Origin of the sequence: Streptomyces sp. BoleA5, from assembly GCF_000373665.1 — a bacterium.
Taxonomy (GTDB): Bacteria; Actinomycetota; Actinomycetes; order Streptomycetales; family Streptomycetaceae; genus Actinacidiphila.
The window spans coordinates 81,741-98,787 of the sequence record NZ_KB892114.1; the positions used below are offsets into that span (position 1 = coordinate 81,741).

Below are 17,047 nucleotides of genomic sequence, written 5' to 3' on the forward strand. Positions count from 1 at the left end.
GTGCGCCGTTCGGCCGCTGGTAGCGTTGGTGATCACGTCGAGCGAGGGGAGCTGCCATGGGTCCGGTCACGGTGGTCACCGGAGGCGGCCGCGGCATCGGCGCGGCGGTCGCCCTGCGGCTGGCCCGCGAGGGGCACGCCGTCGGCATCGGCTACGAGAAGGACTCCGACGCCGCCGAGGACACCGCCCGCAAGGTGCGGGACACCGGCGCCCGCTGCCTCGTGGTGCGTGTCGACACCAGCGACGCCGCGCAGGTGGACGCGCTCTTCGACACGGTGGTCGAGCGGCTCGGCGCGGTCACGGGCCTGGTCAACAACGCCGGCGTCACCGGGCCGCTGGGGCGGTTCACCGAGACCCCGGTCGAGGTCATGCGCCGGGTGATCGACGTCAACGTGATGGGCGCGATCCTGTGCGCCCGGCGCGCGGCGCTGGAGATGTCCACCCGGCACGGCGGCCGGGGCGGCGCCATCGTCAACATCTCCTCCGGCGCCGCGACCCTCGGCGGCCCCGGGGAGTACGTGCACTACGCCGCCAGCAAGGCCGCGGTCGACGCCCTGACCGTGGGCCTCGCCAAGGAGCTGGCGCCGGACGGCGTACGCGTCAACTCCGTGCAGCCCGGCATGATCGTGACCGACATCCACGCCGCCATGGGCGACCCCGAACGGCCCTGGCGCAACGCGGACCGCGTGCCCATGCGGCGGCCCGGAGAGCCCGACGAGGTCGCCGGCGCGGTGGCGTGGCTGATGTCGCCGGACGCGTCGTACACCACGGGCGCGGTGCTGCGCGTCTCCGGCGGCCTCTAGGCCGCGTCGTCGAACCTGTTCAGCGACACCTGGCACGGCACTCCCCAAGGTGACGCCGGGAGGTGCCCCCACGCTGCGTCGTCGCATCGTCCGAGCAGCCCCCTACGAGGACGATCCTCCGCCTTGCGATGGACCGCATCTGGGGGCCCCTCCCAGCGGTAGCCGGGGGAGCTCATCCGACGACAAGGCCTGGCCCCGCGGCGGGCTACGGCTACCGCGAGGCGGCGGCCTCCTCGTCGTCCTCCGTGTCGATCATGCGCAGTATGTCGGTGGCGAGCGCGGCGACCTGCGGGATCAGCTCCGGTGTGGCCAGGGCCAGATGGCACAGCGACCAGGTCAGGGGGACGACCCGGGTCCGCCTCGCCTCCAGGGCGTCCAGCAGGCGGCGCCCGACGAGTTCGGCCGCGTCCTTGCGCACGGCGGGGTCGGTCCAGGCGGTCGCGACGATGGCGAGCGCAGCCGCCTCGCACACCCAGTCCTCGGCGTTGTTCAGCACGTCCACGAGGAGCGCGCGGCGCCGGGAGTCGGCCCAGGGCTCGTCCGCGCGGTGGTGGGCCAGACCCAGGCACGCCCACACCTGCACGCAGCGGATCCACAGGTCGGGGGCCTGGGCGGCGAGCGCGCGGCCCATCTCGTCCTCGCGCGGGGCCGGCGGATGGACGAGCACACCCAGCAGGTCCTCGGGGTCCAGCGCGGAGAGCGCCACCGCGTCGTCGTAGGCGGCGACCAGGTACGGCCAGCCGTGCCACGCCAGCCGGCGCACCGCTTCGGCCGCCTCCGGGGACGGCGGTCGCACGGCGGGCCGCGCGGTCGTGCCCTCGTAGGCCCACAGCGCGACCTCCACGGGGCGCGGCGGGATCCGCGGGTCCGGCTCGGGCACGGACTGGATCTCGGTCACCGCGTTCGGGTAGGCGGAGCGGAGCGCGAGCAGCGCGCTCGGCGGCTCCAGCGCGGAGATCGTCAGCGTCAGCCCGGCGTCGCCCGGCACGGACTGCCCGAGCGCTTGGTGCAGCAGGCTGACGACGGCCTCGTTGCCGCCGGGTATCCAGTTGAGCCACGGCGTGCCCTGACTCAGCCGGGCCAGCAGGTCCGCGGCGTAGCCATGCCCGGGCTCGGCCCGCAGGTGGTCGGCGAGGGCGACCAGATGCCGCAGGTCCGGCTCGGTGGCGTGGCGCAGCGCGTGCACCGCGGGGGCCGCCTTCGGGTGCGAGGGGTCGGCCGCCAGCGCCCGCTCGGCCCACGCCACGCCCTCGGCGGGACGGCCGAGGCCGTCCAGCAGTTCGGCGATGTCGACGTACAGATCGAGGTCGGAGGGGTCGCGGGCGACCTCGCGCCGCCAGACCTCCAGCGCCTCCTCGGAACGGCCGGCGCTGCGCAGCGCGTAGCCGAGCATCACCGCGGCGGGGTGGGAGGGTTCGAGTTCGTACGAGCGCCGCGCCCAGCCCACCGCCTCCTCGGTGCCGCCCATGCGGCGGGCGAGGGTGGAACCGCACCACAGCAGCATCGTGTGGTCGGGATGGCGGGCGACGCTCGCGCGGACCAGGTCGAGCAGCGGCACCAGCGGGCCGCGCCGCTCCTCGTCGACGGGGTCGGGCAGTTGCGGCGCGACGCGCGCCGCCGCGCGGGCCACGGTGTCCGGCGGGACGAGCTCCGCGATGTCGGGGCGGCACAACCACGCCACGTCAAGCCAGGGCCGCTGCGGTTCGTACCCGGCGCACTGGGCGAGCAGGCCGACGGCCTCGTCCCAGTGGCCCGCGACGGCGCAGAGGTGGCCGCGCGCCGCCACGGTGCCGATGAACGCCCGCTCCTCGGGGGCGAAGTACGCCAGCGCCGCCTCCGCTCCCCCGACGCGGGCGGCGAACTCGGCCAGTGCCTCGTGGATCTCGGGGAGTCCCGGGTCGCGCGCCAGCGCGTCCTCCAGGTGCCGGGCGGCGTGCCCGAGGTCGCCCCCGGCCAGCGCGATGCGCGCGGTGGCCACTTCGCCCTCCGCCTCCAGCCGCGCCCCGCTCTCGTGACCCTCCGGATGATCGTGCACAGCCGCTCCCCACCTCGAACCGCTCCCGGCGCTCCTGCCCCCGGGGCACCCTAACCGACGCCGCTGAACCCGAGGCCGCGCGCGGGGCGGTGTCCGGCCGGCCGGACATCTCGACCCTCGCATTACTTTGCATCCCGCACCCGCAGACGCCGGTTACGGCGAGCGCGCCACCCACGGAGGGTGGGCGTGGTCATCGGCCGGCTGTACGCGCGGACGGCGACGAGACCGGCGCCACCGAAAGGGCGAACACCGCTCCGGAGCCTGAACCCCGGCCCTGAAGCAGCCCGCACACCACCGACGAGGGCCGCGCCCAGCCTCCCGTCCGCAGCCCGCGTCCTTGCGCCCGAAGGGGCGCGGGACGGCGGGACAGCCGGACCTCGCACCGGCACCACCGCCGGCCCGCCCCGTGCGCTGCCGATTCGTTAACACAAGGAAACGGATTCAAAACCCGAGCGGGCTCTCCGGCGTACACAATCCCTCCAGCCTGCAGCAGGTTGCCGGTTGCTGCACCAACCCCGAGGAGCACCATGTCCGCTCAGGCCACCGACGTGGCGAAGGGCTCTGCGCCACCACCACCGCAGAACGCACTGGACCGCTACTTCCGCATCGGGGAGCGCGGGTCGACCTTCGGCCGCGAAGTCCGCGGCGGTTTCGCCACCTTCTTTACGATGGCGTACATCCTCGTGCTGAACCCGATCATCCTGGGAAGCGCGAAGGACAAGTTCGGACACGCCCTATCGACCGGTCAACTGGTCACCGCCACCGCGCTGGTGGCGGCCGTCATGACCATCATCATGGGCGTCGGCGGCAACCTGCCGCTGGCCATCGCCGCGGGCCTCGGCCTCAACGCGGTCGTCGCCTTCCAGATCGCGCCCATGATGAGCTGGGACGACGCGATGGGCCTGATCGTCATCGAGGGCCTGGTCATCTGCGTCCTGGTGGTCACCGGGCTCCGCGAAGCGGTGATGCACGCGATACCGCAGCCGCTGAAACAGGCGATCAGCGTGGGCATCGGCCTGTTCATCGCCTTCATCGGCTTCGTGGACGCCGGCTTCGTCAGCCGCATCCCGGACGCCGCGAACACCACGGTCCCCGTGCAACTGGGCGGGAGCGGGGCGTTGTCGGGCTGGCCGGTGCTGGTCTTCTGCCTGGGCGTGCTGCTCACCATCGCCCTGCTGGCCCGGAAGGTGAAGGGCGCGATCCTGATCAGCATCGTCGCCATGACGGTGCTGGCCATCGTGGTCGACGCCGTCGCGGACGTGAAGAGCTGGGGCCTGACCACGCCCAAGGTGCCCGCCGACGTTTTCGCCGCACCGGACTTCGGGCTGCTGGGGCACTTCAGCCTCTTCGGCGCCTTCGCCGAGGTCAGCTTCATCACGGTCGTGATGCTGGTCTTCACCCTGATCCTGTCGGACTTCTTCGACACCATGGGCACGGTCGTCGGCATCACGGCCGAGGCGGGTCTGCTGGACGAGGAGGGCAAGGTCCCGAACCTGGGCCGGGTGCTGCTCATCGACGGTGCCGCGGCGGTCGCGGGCGGCGCCGCCTCCTCGTCGTCGAACACCGCCTACATCGAGTCGGCGGCCGGCGTCGGCGAAGGTGCCCGTACGGGCTTCGCCAACCTGGTCACCGGCGGCCTGTTCGCGGTGGCCCTCTTCCTGAGCCCGCTGCTGACGATCGTGCCGCTGCAGGCCGCGGCTCCGGCCCTGGTCGCGGTCGGCTTCCTGATGATGACCCAGGTCAAGAACATCGGCTGGGACGAATTCGAGATCGCCGTCCCCGCGTTCCTGACGATCGCCGTGATGCCCTTCACCTACTCGATCACCAACGGCATCGGCGCCGGCTTCGTCGCCTTCGTGCTGCTCAAGGCCGTGCTGGGCAAGGCCCGTCAGGTGCACTGGCTGCTGTGGGCGGTGTCGGCGCTGTTCGTCGTCTATTTCGCGATCGACCCGATCGAGCAGCTGCTCGGGGTCAAGTAGACATCGGCGGGCCGCGGGGGCCGCTACGGCCTCCCGCGGCCTCACGATGCAGACCCCGACCGGGACGGGGGCCCCCGGTCGGGGCCGCTGGCCGAGCCGGCGTTCCGCCCCCGGCCCGTACCTGTCGAACTACGGGCGCGGGGAGGGAGTTCCCGCCCGTTCCGGACCCCCCGGTGTGATGTGGCGCACGGCCACGCCGGGCGGCGCCCCGGCGGGTGTCCGCACGGCCGCCGGGCCCGGCACCTGGGTACGTGTGCTTCGCGCGAGCGTTTTATCTCGATTCGGCAACGCTGGGTTTGAGCCGGGGGCACCCCCTTATCGGCACGCCTGGTTGCTTGATACATATGGTTCGCGCGTTCCTGTCCGTCGACGGTCGCACGACTCCCCCACCTGCTCGCCGTGCTTCGGCCGTCCCTCACCCAGGAACGCCCATGTCTTCGCGGACCGCGCCCTCGCGCGCCCTGCTGCCGCTCGTCGCCCTCTTCTGCGCCGGCTACCTCGCCCCGTACCTGATGCCGACCGTCGTCGGCCGCCTCACCGCCGGTCTCGGTCTGAGCGGTTCCCAGGCCGGCGCGGTGGGCAGCGCGCTGCTGCTCGGCTCGGCCTGCGCGGGGTTCACGCTGGCCTCGCGCGTCGACCGGATCGGCCGCGCGCGGCTGGCGCGATACGGGCTGCTGTTGATCGCGGGCGGCTTCACGACGGCCGCGGCCACCGGCCATGTGCCCCTGGTCGTCCTCGGCTGCGTGGCGGGCGGGTTCGGCTCGGGCACCTCGACGGCCGTCGCCGCCGTCGGCATATCCGGTGAACGGGAGCCCCACCGGGTCACGGTGCTCGCGCTGCTGGCCACCTCGGCGACGGCCGGAACGCTCTACCTCGTGCTGCCGCGGCTGGGCGGGGGCCACGCCCTGCCGTTGGCGGCCATCGCCGCGACGGCCCTGCTCGTGCTTCCGCTGACCCGGCGGCTGCCGACGCTGCCCCGCCCGCACTCCACGGCCGCCGCGCCACCGGCCGGGCTGCCGCTGCCGCACCTGGGCGCCGGGGCCGTGCTCGCCGTGTCGATGCTGTGCTGGTCGCTGGCGCAGAACGCGCTTTGGGGGGTGAGCGGCCGCATCGGGCTGGACCGCGTCGGCCTGTCGGAGGCCGCGGTCGGCATGGTGTTCGCGGTCGCCCTCGGGGGCGGACTGCTCGGCGTCGTGGCCGCGGGAGCCCTCGGTGCGCGCCTCGGGCGCGCGGTGCCCGTCGGGGCGGGCACGGTGGTGATCGCCGTGTGCGTGGCGGTCGGCGCCTCCGCCCGCGGCCCGGTCGCGTTCGCGGTGGGCGAGGTGCTGTGGAACACCGTCTACCCGGTGGTGCTCTCGTATCTGATCGGGCTGGCCGCCGCCCTCGACCCGCGGGGCCGCTGGGCGGTGTACGCCGGTTCCGCTTCCTCGCTCGGGGTGGCGTGCGGACCGCTGACCGGCGCGCTGCTGTGCGCGCGGCTGGGCTTCCCGGCGATGGGCGCGGTCCTGGGCTGCCTGCTCCTGCTCGCCGCCGTACCGCTCACCGCGGTGGCCCGCGGCGCGGGTTCCCGCGGCTGGGGCCGGGGCGCCGTGGCGGTCGGCCGCCGCGCCGCCGCCGCGGTCGTGGCCCGCGCGGACGTCGGCCGGGCGGCCTGAGCGGAATTCCGGATGCGGCGGCGGGGGCGCGTCTGGCAGGGTGCCACCTCGTGAACGACACCGGGACCATCCTCGTCACCCCGCTCGCCGAGCGCCCCGCGCTCATCCCGCGGCTCTGGGAGATATCCGAGAACTGGCCGGCCTTCGTCCCCCAGGACCCGGTCGCCGGCGCCCTGTTGCACCGGGTGGCCGAGGACTTCCCGCGGTACTGCGTCGTCGCGACCGACGGCGACCGGGTCGTGGCGCGCGGCTTCGCCGTCCCGTTCGACGCCACCGCCGAGGGGCGCGAGGAGACTCCGGACCAGGGCTGGGACCGCGTGCTGGTGTGGGCGTACACCGACCTGCGCGACGGGCGTCCGGCGACGGCCGCCAGCGCACTGGAGATCACCGTCGACACCGGGTACCTGGGGCGCGGCCTGTCGCACCGCATGGTGGCCGCGCTGCGCGACGCGGCGCGGGACCTGGGCCACGAGGCGCTGCTCGCCCCGGTCCGTCCCACGGCCAAGCACCTGAGGCCGCGGCTCCCCATGACGGACTACGCCGGACTGCTGCGCGAGGACGGGCTCCCCGAGGACCCGTGGCTGCGCGTGCACGTCAGAGCGGGCGGTGTCGTCGTGAAGGTGGCGCCGGCCTCGATGACGGTCAGCGGGACGCTGGCCCAGGACGGCGCCGTCGAGGTACCCGGGGCGCTGGTTCCGGTGCACTGCGACACCGCGCACGACCACGCCGTGTACGTCGAGCCCAACGTCTGGATCCGCCACGCCACGGGCGCCCGCTAGCCGAGCGCCCGGTCCAGGTTGAAGGCGGCGCTGATCAGGGCCAGGTGTGTGAAGGCCTGCGGGAAGTTGCCGCGCTGCTCCCCGGCGCGGTCGATCTCCTCGGCGTACAGGCCCAGGTGGTTGCCGTAGGTGATCATCTTCTCGAAGGCCAGGCGCGCCTCGTCCTTGCGCCCGGCGCGGGTGAGGGCCTCGACGTACCAGAAGGAGCAGATGGAGAAGGTGCCCTCGTCGCCGGGGACGCCGTCCGGGCTCGCCAGCGGGTCATAGCGGTACACCAGGGAGTCGGAGACCAGGTCCTTGCCGAGGGCGTCGAGTGTCGAGAGCCACTTGGGGTCGGTCGGGGAGATGAACTTGGACAGCGGCATCATCAGCACCGACGCGTCCAGTACGTCCTCGCCCTCGCTCTGGGTGAACGCGCCCCGTTCCTGCGACCAGCCGTTCCGCATGATCCGCCGGTAGAGGTCGTCGCGGGCGCCGTACCAGCGCTCGCGGTTGGCGGGCAGGCCGCGGTGGTTCGCCATCCGGATGCCGCGCTCGATCGCCACCCAGCACATCACGCGGGAGTACAGGAAGTTCTTGCGGCCGCCGCGGGTCTCCCAGATGCCCTCGTCGGGCTGGTCCCAGTTGTCGCAGACCCAGTCCACGAGTTCGCAGACGGTGTCCCAGTGGCCGCTGGAGATCGGCTTGCCCCACTTGTCGTACAGGTAGAGGGAGTCGATGAGCTCGCCGTAGATGTCCAGCTGGAGCTGGTGGACGGCGTTGTTGCCCACCCGTACGGGCGCGGAACCCGCGTAGCCCTCCAGGTGGCCCAGCTCCCGTTCGGGGAGTTCCGAGCGGCCGTCGATGCCGTACATGATCTGCAGCGGACCGGCGGAGCAACGCGGTCCTCCCGTGCAGACGCGATCCGACAGGAAGTTCATGAAGGACTCGGCCTCGTCGGTGAAGCCCAGCCTGAGCAGCGCGTAGACGCAGAAGGCGGCGTCGCGGATCCAGACGTAGCGGTAGTCCCAGTTGCGCTCGCCGCCGATGCGCTCGGGGAGGCTGGTGGTGGGCGCGGCGATGATGGCGCCGGTCGGCGCGTAGGTGAGGAGCTTCAGCGTCAGCGCGGACCGGTGCACCATCTCGCGCCAGCGGCCCCGGTACTTCGACTGGGAGAGCCAGTGCCGCCAGTAGCGCACGGTCTTCTCGAACTGGTCCTCCGCCTCGGTCAGCGGGCAGCCGCGCGGGCCGACGCCGTCGCCGACCTGGTCCAGGGCGAAGACGGCGGCCTCGCCCTCGGAGAGCTTGAACTCGGCCCACACGTCCCGGCCGTCGTTCTCCAGCGGCACCGAGCAGGTCAGGGCGATGGTCTGGGCCGGGGTGGCGAACAGCGCCTGCATGCCGTTCATGTGCACGGTGTGCGCCGCGGTGCCGTAGTCGAAGCGCGGGGCCACCCGCATCCGGAACGGCAGTACGCCGCGCACGCAGACCACGCGGCGGATCAGCCGGTGCCGTTCGGCCTCGTGGGACTCGTCCACGACCGGCATGAAGTCCTGCACCTCGCCCATGCCGTCCTCGGCGAAGAACCGGGTGATCAGCACATTGGTGTCGGGGAAGTAGAACTGCTTGGTGCGCGCGGGCACGTCCGCGGCCAGCTCGAAGCTGCCTCCCCGGTCGGCGTCGAGGATGGAGGCGAAGATGCTGGGGGCGTCGAAGCGCCCCGAGCAGTACCAGTCGATGGTGCCGTTCGTGCCGACCAGCGCCGCGCTGCGCAGGTCGCCGATGAGCCCGTGGGCGGCGATCGGCAGGTACCGGCCGTCGGCCGGCGCGAAATCGGACCGGAGGGCTTCGGCTGTCACGGTGGCCTCCTCACATGCCAGGAAACGGCAAAAGCCACCATTCAGACTAACCCTCCATGTCCTCCTTCTTCTCGGTCGGGAGCGTGCCGCCCGCCGGGCCTACGCCTCCCCGGCCTCTGCCCTCTCCGGTCCGGCGGGCCGCTCACCGGCGTATTCGAGGACGGAACGGGCCTCGGCAAGCCGCTGCGCGGCGACCCCGGCGTCCCCGCCCTCGTCGCCGCCCTCGTCCTGTCCGTGGTACTCGGCGATCACCGCCCGGGCCCGCTCCGCCGCCGCGGCGTGCCGTCCCAGGTCGGCCTCGAGCCAGGCGGCCATGAGCTGGGCCGCACTGCGCGCGGGACCCGGGCCGAAGATTGTGATCGCGCGTTCGGCGCAGGCCAGGCCCTCCTCGTACGCGGCGCGGGCCGAGCCGTCCGTGTCGTCCTCGCCGGGCTCGCCCGGGCACGAGCGGACGATCAGCTCACCGGTCTGCCGGTGGGTCCCCGCCAGTTCGGCGCGCAGATGGGCGGCGGCCGCCCCGTCTCCGGCCGCCGTCGCCGCGGCCAGTGCCTCCTCGGCGACCGCGGCGGCCTCGGCCATCGCGGCACGGCCCTCGGCGAGGCCCCCCTGGCCGTCATGGAGGGTGAGCCAGGCCCGGGCGCGCAGGGTGCGCACGAGCGGGACGGGACGCTCCATGGCGCGCCAGAGCTCACCGGCGCGGCAGTACGCCTGTGCGGCCTCACCGGCCAGGCCGGCCCGTTCCAGGGAGTCGGCGGCCAGGTTCGCCAGGACGGCGTGGTCCTGCTGCTCCTCCCAGTCCTGTGCGATCTCGGCGGCGAGCAGGAACTGCTCGGCCGCGGCGCGCGGCTCGTCCAGGTCACGCAGTGCCTCGCCCAGCCACCAGCGGGCCTGGACGACCCGCCCGTCGTGGTGGGCGCGCACCAGGTCGGGCAGGGCCGTCTCCAGGACGGTGGCGGACTCCGCGGCCCTGCCCTCGCGCAGCAGCGCCCCGCCGAGGACGAGTCGCGCCCAGGCGCCGAGCTCCTCCGACATGTCGCCCTCGTCGGCCCAGTGGGCGCCCTCCAGGGCGTGGTCGGCGGCCTCGGCGTCGGCGCCGCGGGCGGCGAGTGCGGCGGCCAGCACGGTGTGCAGGTGGGCGCGGTGCACCGGGCCCAGGGCGGTGGCGCCGTGCTCCAGCGCGGCCCGGGCGGACTCCTCCGCGGTCGCGTGGTCGTCCCGCTGGAGGGAAAGGTCGGCGAGCAGCGCCTCGGGTTCGGCGGCGTACCAGGGGGTCCCGGCCTCGTGGTGGAGGCGGGCGGCCCGTGCGAAGAGCCCGGCGCAGGCCCCGACGTCGCCGCGGGCGGCGGTGTGGCGGGCGTGCAGAGTGATCGCGTCGGCGAGCCGGCCCGCCATCCTCTCCTCGTCGCGGTGCTCCTCGGCGAAGGCGATGATCCGCAGCAGCTCCGCCTCGTCCCCGGCGCCGGGCGGGCCGACCTCGAGCCTGGCCAGCCAGGCGCCGGTCAGCTGGCGGGCGGTGGCCCGGCCCGCGTCGTGCAGTTCCCGCAGTGCGTCGAGGGCGGCGTCGAGCGCGGCGGAGGCCCGGCCGGTCCGCTCCGCGAGGGCCTTCGCGTAGGCGGCGCGGACGCGGCAGGCGGCGGCCTCGCCCGGCTTCCCGGCCGCCTCGTACAGTTCCGCGGCGGTGTCGAAGAGCGGGACGGCGGTGCCGGGGTCGGTGAAGGCGGCGATGCCGGCGTGGTCGGCGATCTCGGCGCGGTCCGGGTCGCCCAGGGCGGTGCCGGTGCGTTCCGCGGCCCGGCCCGCGGCGGCCCAGGCGGCGCCCGCGTCGGGGTGCTGGGCGTCGCTCAGCGCGCGGGCCTCGGCCAGCAGCGCGCCGACGTCCTCGCGGTCCGCGGGCACGGCGGCTGCCGCGGGCGCGGGCTGCGCGGGGGCGGCGGGCGCGGTCAGGCGCTGCCGGGCCCGGACGCCCAGCGGGAGCCGCTCCACGAGGGGCCCGGCGGCGAGGCGCTCGCGCAGGCGGCGGCTGACGGCGTCGTTGCCGTTGCGGGCGTCGAAGCGCGCGGAGACGGCCGCGGCCTCGCGTTCGGCGTGGGCGAGCAGTGCGCGGGCGGTCCAGTCGGTGCCGGCGGGTCCGGGAACGCTCCGGTCGCCATGGCCGAGGGCGACGAGGCGGCGCATCAGCAGACCGGTGACGGCGAGGTGGTCCATGAGCGTGTCGGGGTCGCCGGTGTCGGTGAAGTACGCGGGGTGTTCGGCGAGGATCTCCAGGGCGCGTGCCTCGTTGCCGGTCAGCGCGCAGAACTCGACGTGGCCCGCGACGGCGCCGCGCATGCTCTCCATCGGCCGCACCAGGCGGTAGCCGCGCAGGTGGTGGGCGCGTGCCTCGTCGAGCCGGCCGAGCCGGACCAGCGGCAGCAGCGAGGACGCCAGCACATTGTGCGGTTCGTGGGCGCAGGTGTACTGCCCGGCGAGGACGGGCTCCCAGGTGCGCAGCGCCTCCTCGTCGCGGCCGCGGTCGACCTGCCAGCTGCCCTGGCCGTGGAGTTCGCAGGCGTGGCAGTCGGCCATGGCGTCGCGGTCGGCGGCCAGCCACGCGGCGTGGGCGGCCTCGGCGCGGGCGGTGTCGCCGAGGTGCCGGGCGATACGGAACTCGCCCTGATGGACGGCGCGTTCGGAGTGGCCGGCGAGGCGGTAGCGGTGCTCCATCTCACGCTGCCACTTCTCGATGGAGGCGAGCGGGATACCCGGCTGGTCGAGCATGTTGCCGGCCACCCACTTGAAGATCCAGTGCAGGTGGTGGGCGCTCTCGCCGTCGAAGTCGCCGGGCCGCTCGTCCCACATGCGCAGCAGGCGGGCGAACGGCACGAAGAACTTGTCCCGCTCGCTGCTGTACGCATAGGCGTTGACGAGGTTGAACAGGGCTTGCAGGAGGAGCGGGGTGTCCCCGGTGGCCTCGGCCTCGGCGACGAGCCGCTCCGCGACGGCGTTGCGGGCGCGGCCCTCGGGCTCGTCCCGGTTCTGCCGCAGGGCGCGGCGTATCGTCTCGGCGGTCGGCTGCTGGTTGCTCATCGGCCGTCCTCCTGATCGGCGTCGCCGGGCCTGCCCGCGGGGCCGTCCGGGGTCCGCGCCGCCCACTGCAGCAGACCGAGGAAGGCGCGGTTGAGGAGCGCGGAGTCGGCCGGGCGCAGCGGGCGCTGGGCCATCAGCAGGGCCTGGCCGTACAGCGCCTCGGCGGCGGTGCCGACGAGTTCGGGGTCGGTGAAGCCGCTGATCCGCCGGACCAGCGGGTTGAGGTGGTTCAGCACGAGCCGGGCGCGCGGGGTGCCGCCGCGCAGCGAGCCGAGGATGCCCGCCCACAGCTCGTCGGCCTGCTCCTCCTCCTCGGCGCGGGCGCGCTCGTGGCGGGCGGCCCGGTCGTCCAGGTGGAGCGCGGGGACGGTGACCGGGTGGAAGGTGCGCAGCGACACGTCGCAGCCGAGCGGGTCGAGCCTGGCGCGGGCCGCGGCGAGGAAGCCGGACAGGGCGAGTTCCTCGGCGGGATCGACGGCGTCGAGGTGCGCGGTGACGGTGTCCGCGTCGAGTTCGGCGACGGCGGTGCCCGGGCGCACGGCGGGCAGCAGCTCGACCAGGTCCGCGTCGTAGGTGTAGCCGCCGTTGACGACCCCGATGCCCTGCGCGGAGGCGATGGCCGCGACCTGGCGGTACTCCTCGACGGTGCGGGTGAAGTGGACGACGGGGTGGCGGCGGGCGAACTCCTCGAGCGAGAGCTGCCCGTCGGTGGTCTCGAACGGCAGCCACGGCAGCATCGTCCGGAGCATCCCGGCGTCGTGCCGGGCGAGCGACTTGACGCCGAGGTGGTGGACGGCGAGGAACTGGGCGAGCCGTTCCCGGTCGCCCGCGGCGAGTTCGGTCAGCCAGCCGCGGATGCGTTCGCCGAGCGCCTCGCGGACGGCGGCGAGCGTCTCGTCGGCGTACAGGCTCTCCCGGGACGCGGTGGGCCGCAGACTGTCGGTGTCGATCACACAGCGGACGAAGAAGGCCCATTCCGGGAGGAGTTCGTCGGCCCGGTCGGTCAGCAGCATGCCCTTGAGATGGACGCGGTGCCCGGCGCGCTGGGCGGGGCTGACCGCGGCCGGCAGGACGTAGCCGACGCCGCGCACGCCCGCGAGGGGGACGTCGAGGTCGATGACGTCGAGCGGGGTGAAGCCGAACTGCTCGTGGCAGTGCCGGGCGAGCGCGACCCGGCGGGCGGCCTGCCCGGGGTGCGGGCGCTCCCAGACCGGCGGGCGTTCGGTGACGGGCGTGTCGCCGACCCGCACGTCGTACGGCAGCAGGGAGCCGAAGTCCTTGGCGAGGGCGAGCACGCGCTCCTCGGCGAGCCACTCCGCGGCGCCCGGCCGGGCGGTCAGGTGCACGGTCGTACCGGGCTCGGGGTGGTCCCGCGCGGGCAGCGTGCGGACGGTGTACGAGCCGTCGTCCCGGGCGGTCCACTCGACGGGCGGGACGTCCGGGGTGCGGGCGGACCGGCTGACGACGCGGATCTCCGCGGCGACGACGAAGCAGGCGAGCAGCCCGATGCCGAACTGGCCGAGGAACTCCGAGCGGGCGCTCTCCAGGCTGTCGCGCTTGGAGCTGCGGCCGATGGTGGCCAGCAGGTCGTGCACGTCGGACTCGGTGAGGCCGACGCCGGTGTCCTCGACGCGCAGCCGTCCGCCCTCGGCGTGCAGCCGCACGCGGGCGGGGGCGTCGGGCTGTTCGGCCCGGCGGGCGGTGATCGCGTCGACGCCGTTCTGCAGCAGCTCCCGCAGGTAGACCCTGGGGCTGGAGTAGAGGTGGTGGGACAGGAGGTCCACCAGGCCACGCAGGTCGACCTGGAAGGCGTGCGGTGTCTGATCTGCAGTCATCGTGGGGGCGCCGGTGCGTTCCGGGGAGGGCGAACGGGGCGCGGGTAGGGCGATCGGGTGATCGCGGCCGCCTGATTGCGGACCATCGTATGGCGGCGGAGCCCGCGGTGACCAGGTGGTTTCGTCGCGCGGGGCGGCCGGTGGGGAGTGCGGGCGGATGGGCGCCGCCGTGCGGCGCGGTGCGGTTGTTCACTGGGCGTTCGGATCGACGGAACACGGCGCGAGTAGGAACGGGGGCGGACGCACTGGCGGACGCATATCGGCGGACGCATATCGGCGTACCTGCACGGTACTTGGGAGGTCAGGATGACGGACGGATCCGGGAGCGCGGTCGGGCGGCGCTCGGTGCTGAGGGGCGGGCTCGCGGCCTCCGGGGCGCTGCTGGTGCCGGCGGCCGCCGCGCCCGCGCTCGCCCTGTCGGGCAGGCCCGCGGCGACGTCGGGTGTGCAGACCGGCGACGTGACGGCGTCGGGCGGTCTGGTGTGGGTGCGCGCGGACCGGCCGGCACGGATGGTGGTGGAGACCTCGGCCACCGAGTCGTTCCGCCACACCCGGCGCTTCCACGGCCCGGCGGTCGGCCCCGGCTCCGACTTCACCGGGGTCACCCGGCTGCACGGCCTGCCGGCGGGCGAGCAGATCCACTACCGGGTGCTGCTGGCCGACCCCGACGACCCTCGCCGCACCGGCGAGCCGGTCACGGGCACCTTCCGTACGGCGCCCGACGCGCGGCGCGGCGGGGTGCGCTTCGTGTGGTCTGGCGACCTGGCCGGGCAGGGCTGGGGCATCAACCCCGACATCGGCGGCTACCGCATCTTCGACGCCATGGGCGCGGTGGACCCGGACTTCTTCCTGTGCAGCGGCGACAACATCTACGCCGACGGCCCGATCGCGGCGACCCAGGCGCTCCCCGACGGCAGCGCCTACCGCAACATCACCACGGCGGAGAAGTCCAAGGTCGCCGAGACCCTGGCCGAGTTCCGCGGCAACTTCCGCTACAACCTGCTCGACGAGGCCCTGCGGCGCTTCAACGCCCGGGTGCCGTCGGTCATCCAGTGGGACGACCACGAGGTCCGCAACAACTGGTACCCGGGCGAGGTGATCGCCGCCTCGGACCCGCGCTACACCGAGAAGAGCGTGGACGTCCTCGCGACCCGGGCGCGGCGGGCGTTCGCCGAGTACTTCCCCGTCTCCTCGCTGCGCCCGGACGGCGCCGGGCGGGTCTACCGGGTGCTGCGGCAGGGCCCGCTGCTGGACGTGTTCGTCCTCGACATGCGCACGTACCGCAACGCCAACTCCCCCGACGACCAGGCCCACGACGCGCAGGGCATCCTCGGCCGGGAGCAGCTGGAGTGGCTGAAGCGGGAGCTGTCGCGCTCGCGCGCGGTGTGGAAGGTGATCGCCGCGGACATGCCGCTCGGGCTGGTGGTTCCCGACACCACGGAGGGGAAGCCGAACATCGAGGCCGTCGCGCAGGGCGACCCGGGCGCCCCGCTCGGCCGCGAGCTGCAGATCGCCGAGCTGCTGCGGTTCGTCAAGCACCGCGGGATCACGGGCACGGTGTGGCTGACCGCCGACGTCCACCACACCTCGGCGCAGCACTACCAGCCCTCGCGCGCGGCGTTCACGGACTTCGCGCCGTTCTGGGAGTTCGTGTCGGGCCCGCTGAACGCGGGTGCCTTCCCGGCGAGCGCGCTGGACGGCACCTTCGGTCCGGAGCGGGTCTTCGTGAAGGCGCCGACGGCATCGAACGTCTCGCCCGCCGAGGGCTACCAGTTCTTCGGGCAGGTCGACATCGACGGCCACTCCGGCGACATGACGGTGCGGCTGCGCGAGCAGGACGGCACGGTGCTGTTCACGAAGGTGCTGCGGGCGGGGCTGGTCGGGCAGTAGCGGAGGCCGCGCCGCCTTCCGGGGCTTCCGTGTCCCGCTGCCGTCGGGCAGCGGGACACGGTCGTCGACGGTCCTCGGCCCGCCTGCCGAGGGCGGCTACGCGTCACCTGTGCGCAGGGGCGTGACGAGCTCCGGCGGGCGCACCGACCGGAGCGCGACTCCCGCGCTCGGTGGCGAGGGGAGTCTCACCCTCCGACCGGGCCTTGCGGCGCGAGGCCCCGGCAGGCCTCCGCCGCCGCGTGGAACTGCTGCTTCGTGAAGGACGTGCCGTCCGGCAGCTGGGCGGTCCGCGGGTCGGGATCGGGGTAGCCGGGCAGTCCGTTCTCACGCACGCAGGCCGAGAACTCCCTGTGCTTCTCCATGTCCTGCGGGCTCACGTACAAGGACACGGTGTTCCCCTTGCCCGCACGCGGCTCGCACGTCTGGAAAGCGGGGTCGGTCACCGGCAGTGCGCTGCCGTCCGCCATGCGCGCGAACATGGTGTTCGCTTCCGGCTTCGGGTCAGGGTCCTTCGCGTCGACGCCGTGCTCGCGCAGACACCGCGCGTAGTCCGTCCACCCGGCCACGTCGAAGGGTCCGCTGTACACGGAGGTGTACTCGTGCTCCGCACCGTCGGCGGCGTTGCCGATCTCGACGCTCCCGACCAGGGCCGCCGCCGCGGCGGCGGCCAGCACCGCGGAGGTGCCGAGCGTGCGCTTGACCAAGGTACGCATCAATACATCTCTCTTTCCATGGGATCCGGATGGGCCGGGAGCCGACCCGGTCGTCCCATCCGACCAAACCCCGTGTGAACCGGATGTGAGACGCCGACTCCCCCCGCCCGCAAGGTCGTCCTCGCAATGCGGGCTCTGACCTGAGGAGTTGGCGTGCCTTTGGGGTCACTCGTTCTCCGGGCGGTCCTGTTCGGGTTGGTCGGGGCGGATGGTGATGTGGTCGGGTTCGAGTTCGAGCATGACGCGGTTGCGGATGTCGAGGGCGTGGGTGTAGTCGCGGGGGAGTTGGAGGCGGCCGGAGCGGTCGACGGTGGCGTATTCGCTGGCGTGGACGGTGGTGCGGCCCTCGTCGTCGACGCTGGTGCGGCGGACGACTTCGGAGGCGGTGCGGCCGTCGCGGATGGCGACGGTGCGGTCGACCGCGGTGGCGACGGCCTGGTCGTGGGTGACGACG

10 protein-coding genes and 1 pseudogene are annotated in these 17,047 nt (G+C 74.0%); 5 read left to right on the forward strand and 6 right to left on the reverse strand.

The features are described from left to right. Positions 1 to 56 precede the first annotated feature (56 nt). Complete coding sequence (locus B085_RS0126605) at positions 57 to 803, forward strand: SDR family oxidoreductase (protein WP_018561658.1); 747 nt, start codon at positions 57 to 59, stop codon at positions 801 to 803. Positions 804 to 1,014: 211 nt separating this feature from the next. Here B085_RS0126605 and B085_RS43835 read toward each other — a convergent pair whose 3' ends face one another. Continuing rightward, positions 1,015 to 2,838 (reverse strand): tetratricopeptide repeat protein, encoded by a 1,824-nt coding sequence (locus B085_RS43835; protein WP_018561659.1) that lies wholly within the window; start codon positions 2,836 to 2,838, stop codon positions 1,015 to 1,017. A gap of 527 nt (positions 2,839 to 3,365) precedes the next feature. Here B085_RS43835 and B085_RS0126615 point away from each other — a divergent pair. From B085_RS0126615 to B085_RS0126625, 3 genes are all read left to right on the forward strand, one after another. Then, positions 3,366 to 4,817, forward strand: coding sequence for an NCS2 family permease (locus B085_RS0126615; RefSeq protein WP_018561660.1), 1,452 nt, complete (start codon positions 3,366 to 3,368; stop codon positions 4,815 to 4,817). A 431-nt stretch (positions 4,818 to 5,248) separates the two neighbouring features. Next, entirely contained in the window at positions 5,249 to 6,472 is a 1,224-nt protein-coding gene (locus tag B085_RS0126620; RefSeq protein ID WP_018561661.1) for an MFS transporter, read from the forward strand. A 50-nt stretch (positions 6,473 to 6,522) separates the two neighbouring features. Next, positions 6,523 to 7,251, forward strand: coding sequence for a hypothetical protein (locus tag B085_RS0126625; RefSeq protein WP_018561662.1), 729 nt, complete (start codon positions 6,523 to 6,525; stop codon positions 7,249 to 7,251). On the opposite strand, the gene B085_RS0126630 is transcribed toward B085_RS0126625, so the two are convergent. The 3 genes from B085_RS0126630 to B085_RS0126640 all read right to left on the reverse strand — a co-directional run bounded on the left by B085_RS0126630 (position 7,248) and on the right by B085_RS0126640 (position 13,990). After that, positions 7,248 to 9,089 (reverse strand): glycoside hydrolase family 15 protein, encoded by a 1,842-nt coding sequence (locus tag B085_RS0126630; RefSeq protein WP_018561663.1) that lies wholly within the window; start codon positions 9,087 to 9,089, stop codon positions 7,248 to 7,250. The genes B085_RS0126625 and B085_RS0126630 overlap by 4 nt on opposite strands. A 99-nt stretch (positions 9,090 to 9,188) precedes the next feature. Further along, entirely contained in the window at positions 9,189 to 12,155 is a 2,967-nt protein-coding gene (locus B085_RS0126635; RefSeq protein ID WP_018561664.1) for a hypothetical protein, read from the reverse strand. Then, positions 12,152 to 13,990, reverse strand: a complete 1,839-nt coding sequence (locus B085_RS0126640) for an HSP90 family protein (protein ID WP_018561665.1) — start codon at positions 13,988 to 13,990, stop codon at positions 12,152 to 12,154. The genes B085_RS0126635 and B085_RS0126640 overlap by 4 nt, the downstream gene beginning before the upstream one ends. Positions 13,991 to 14,296: 306 nt before the next feature. Between B085_RS0126640 and B085_RS0126645 the strand changes: the two genes are divergently transcribed. After that, positions 14,297 to 15,880, forward strand: coding sequence for an alkaline phosphatase D family protein (locus B085_RS0126645; RefSeq protein WP_018561666.1), 1,584 nt, complete (start codon positions 14,297 to 14,299; stop codon positions 15,878 to 15,880). A gap of 185 nt (positions 15,881 to 16,065) precedes the next feature. Here the strand turns inward: B085_RS0126645 and B085_RS45880 are convergent, their stop codons facing one another. Together B085_RS45880 and B085_RS0126655 are read right to left on the reverse strand one after the other, a co-directional pair. Then, positions 16,066 to 16,593 carry a hypothetical protein gene (locus B085_RS45880; protein ID WP_018561667.1) on the reverse strand — a complete coding sequence of 176 codons (528 nt, stop codon included), beginning with the start codon at positions 16,591 to 16,593 and terminating at the stop codon, positions 16,066 to 16,068. 165 nt (positions 16,594 to 16,758) lie between these two features. Next, positions 16,759 to 17,047 (reverse strand): annotated as a pseudogene (locus tag B085_RS0126655) (ABC transporter ATP-binding protein); the annotation flags it as partial.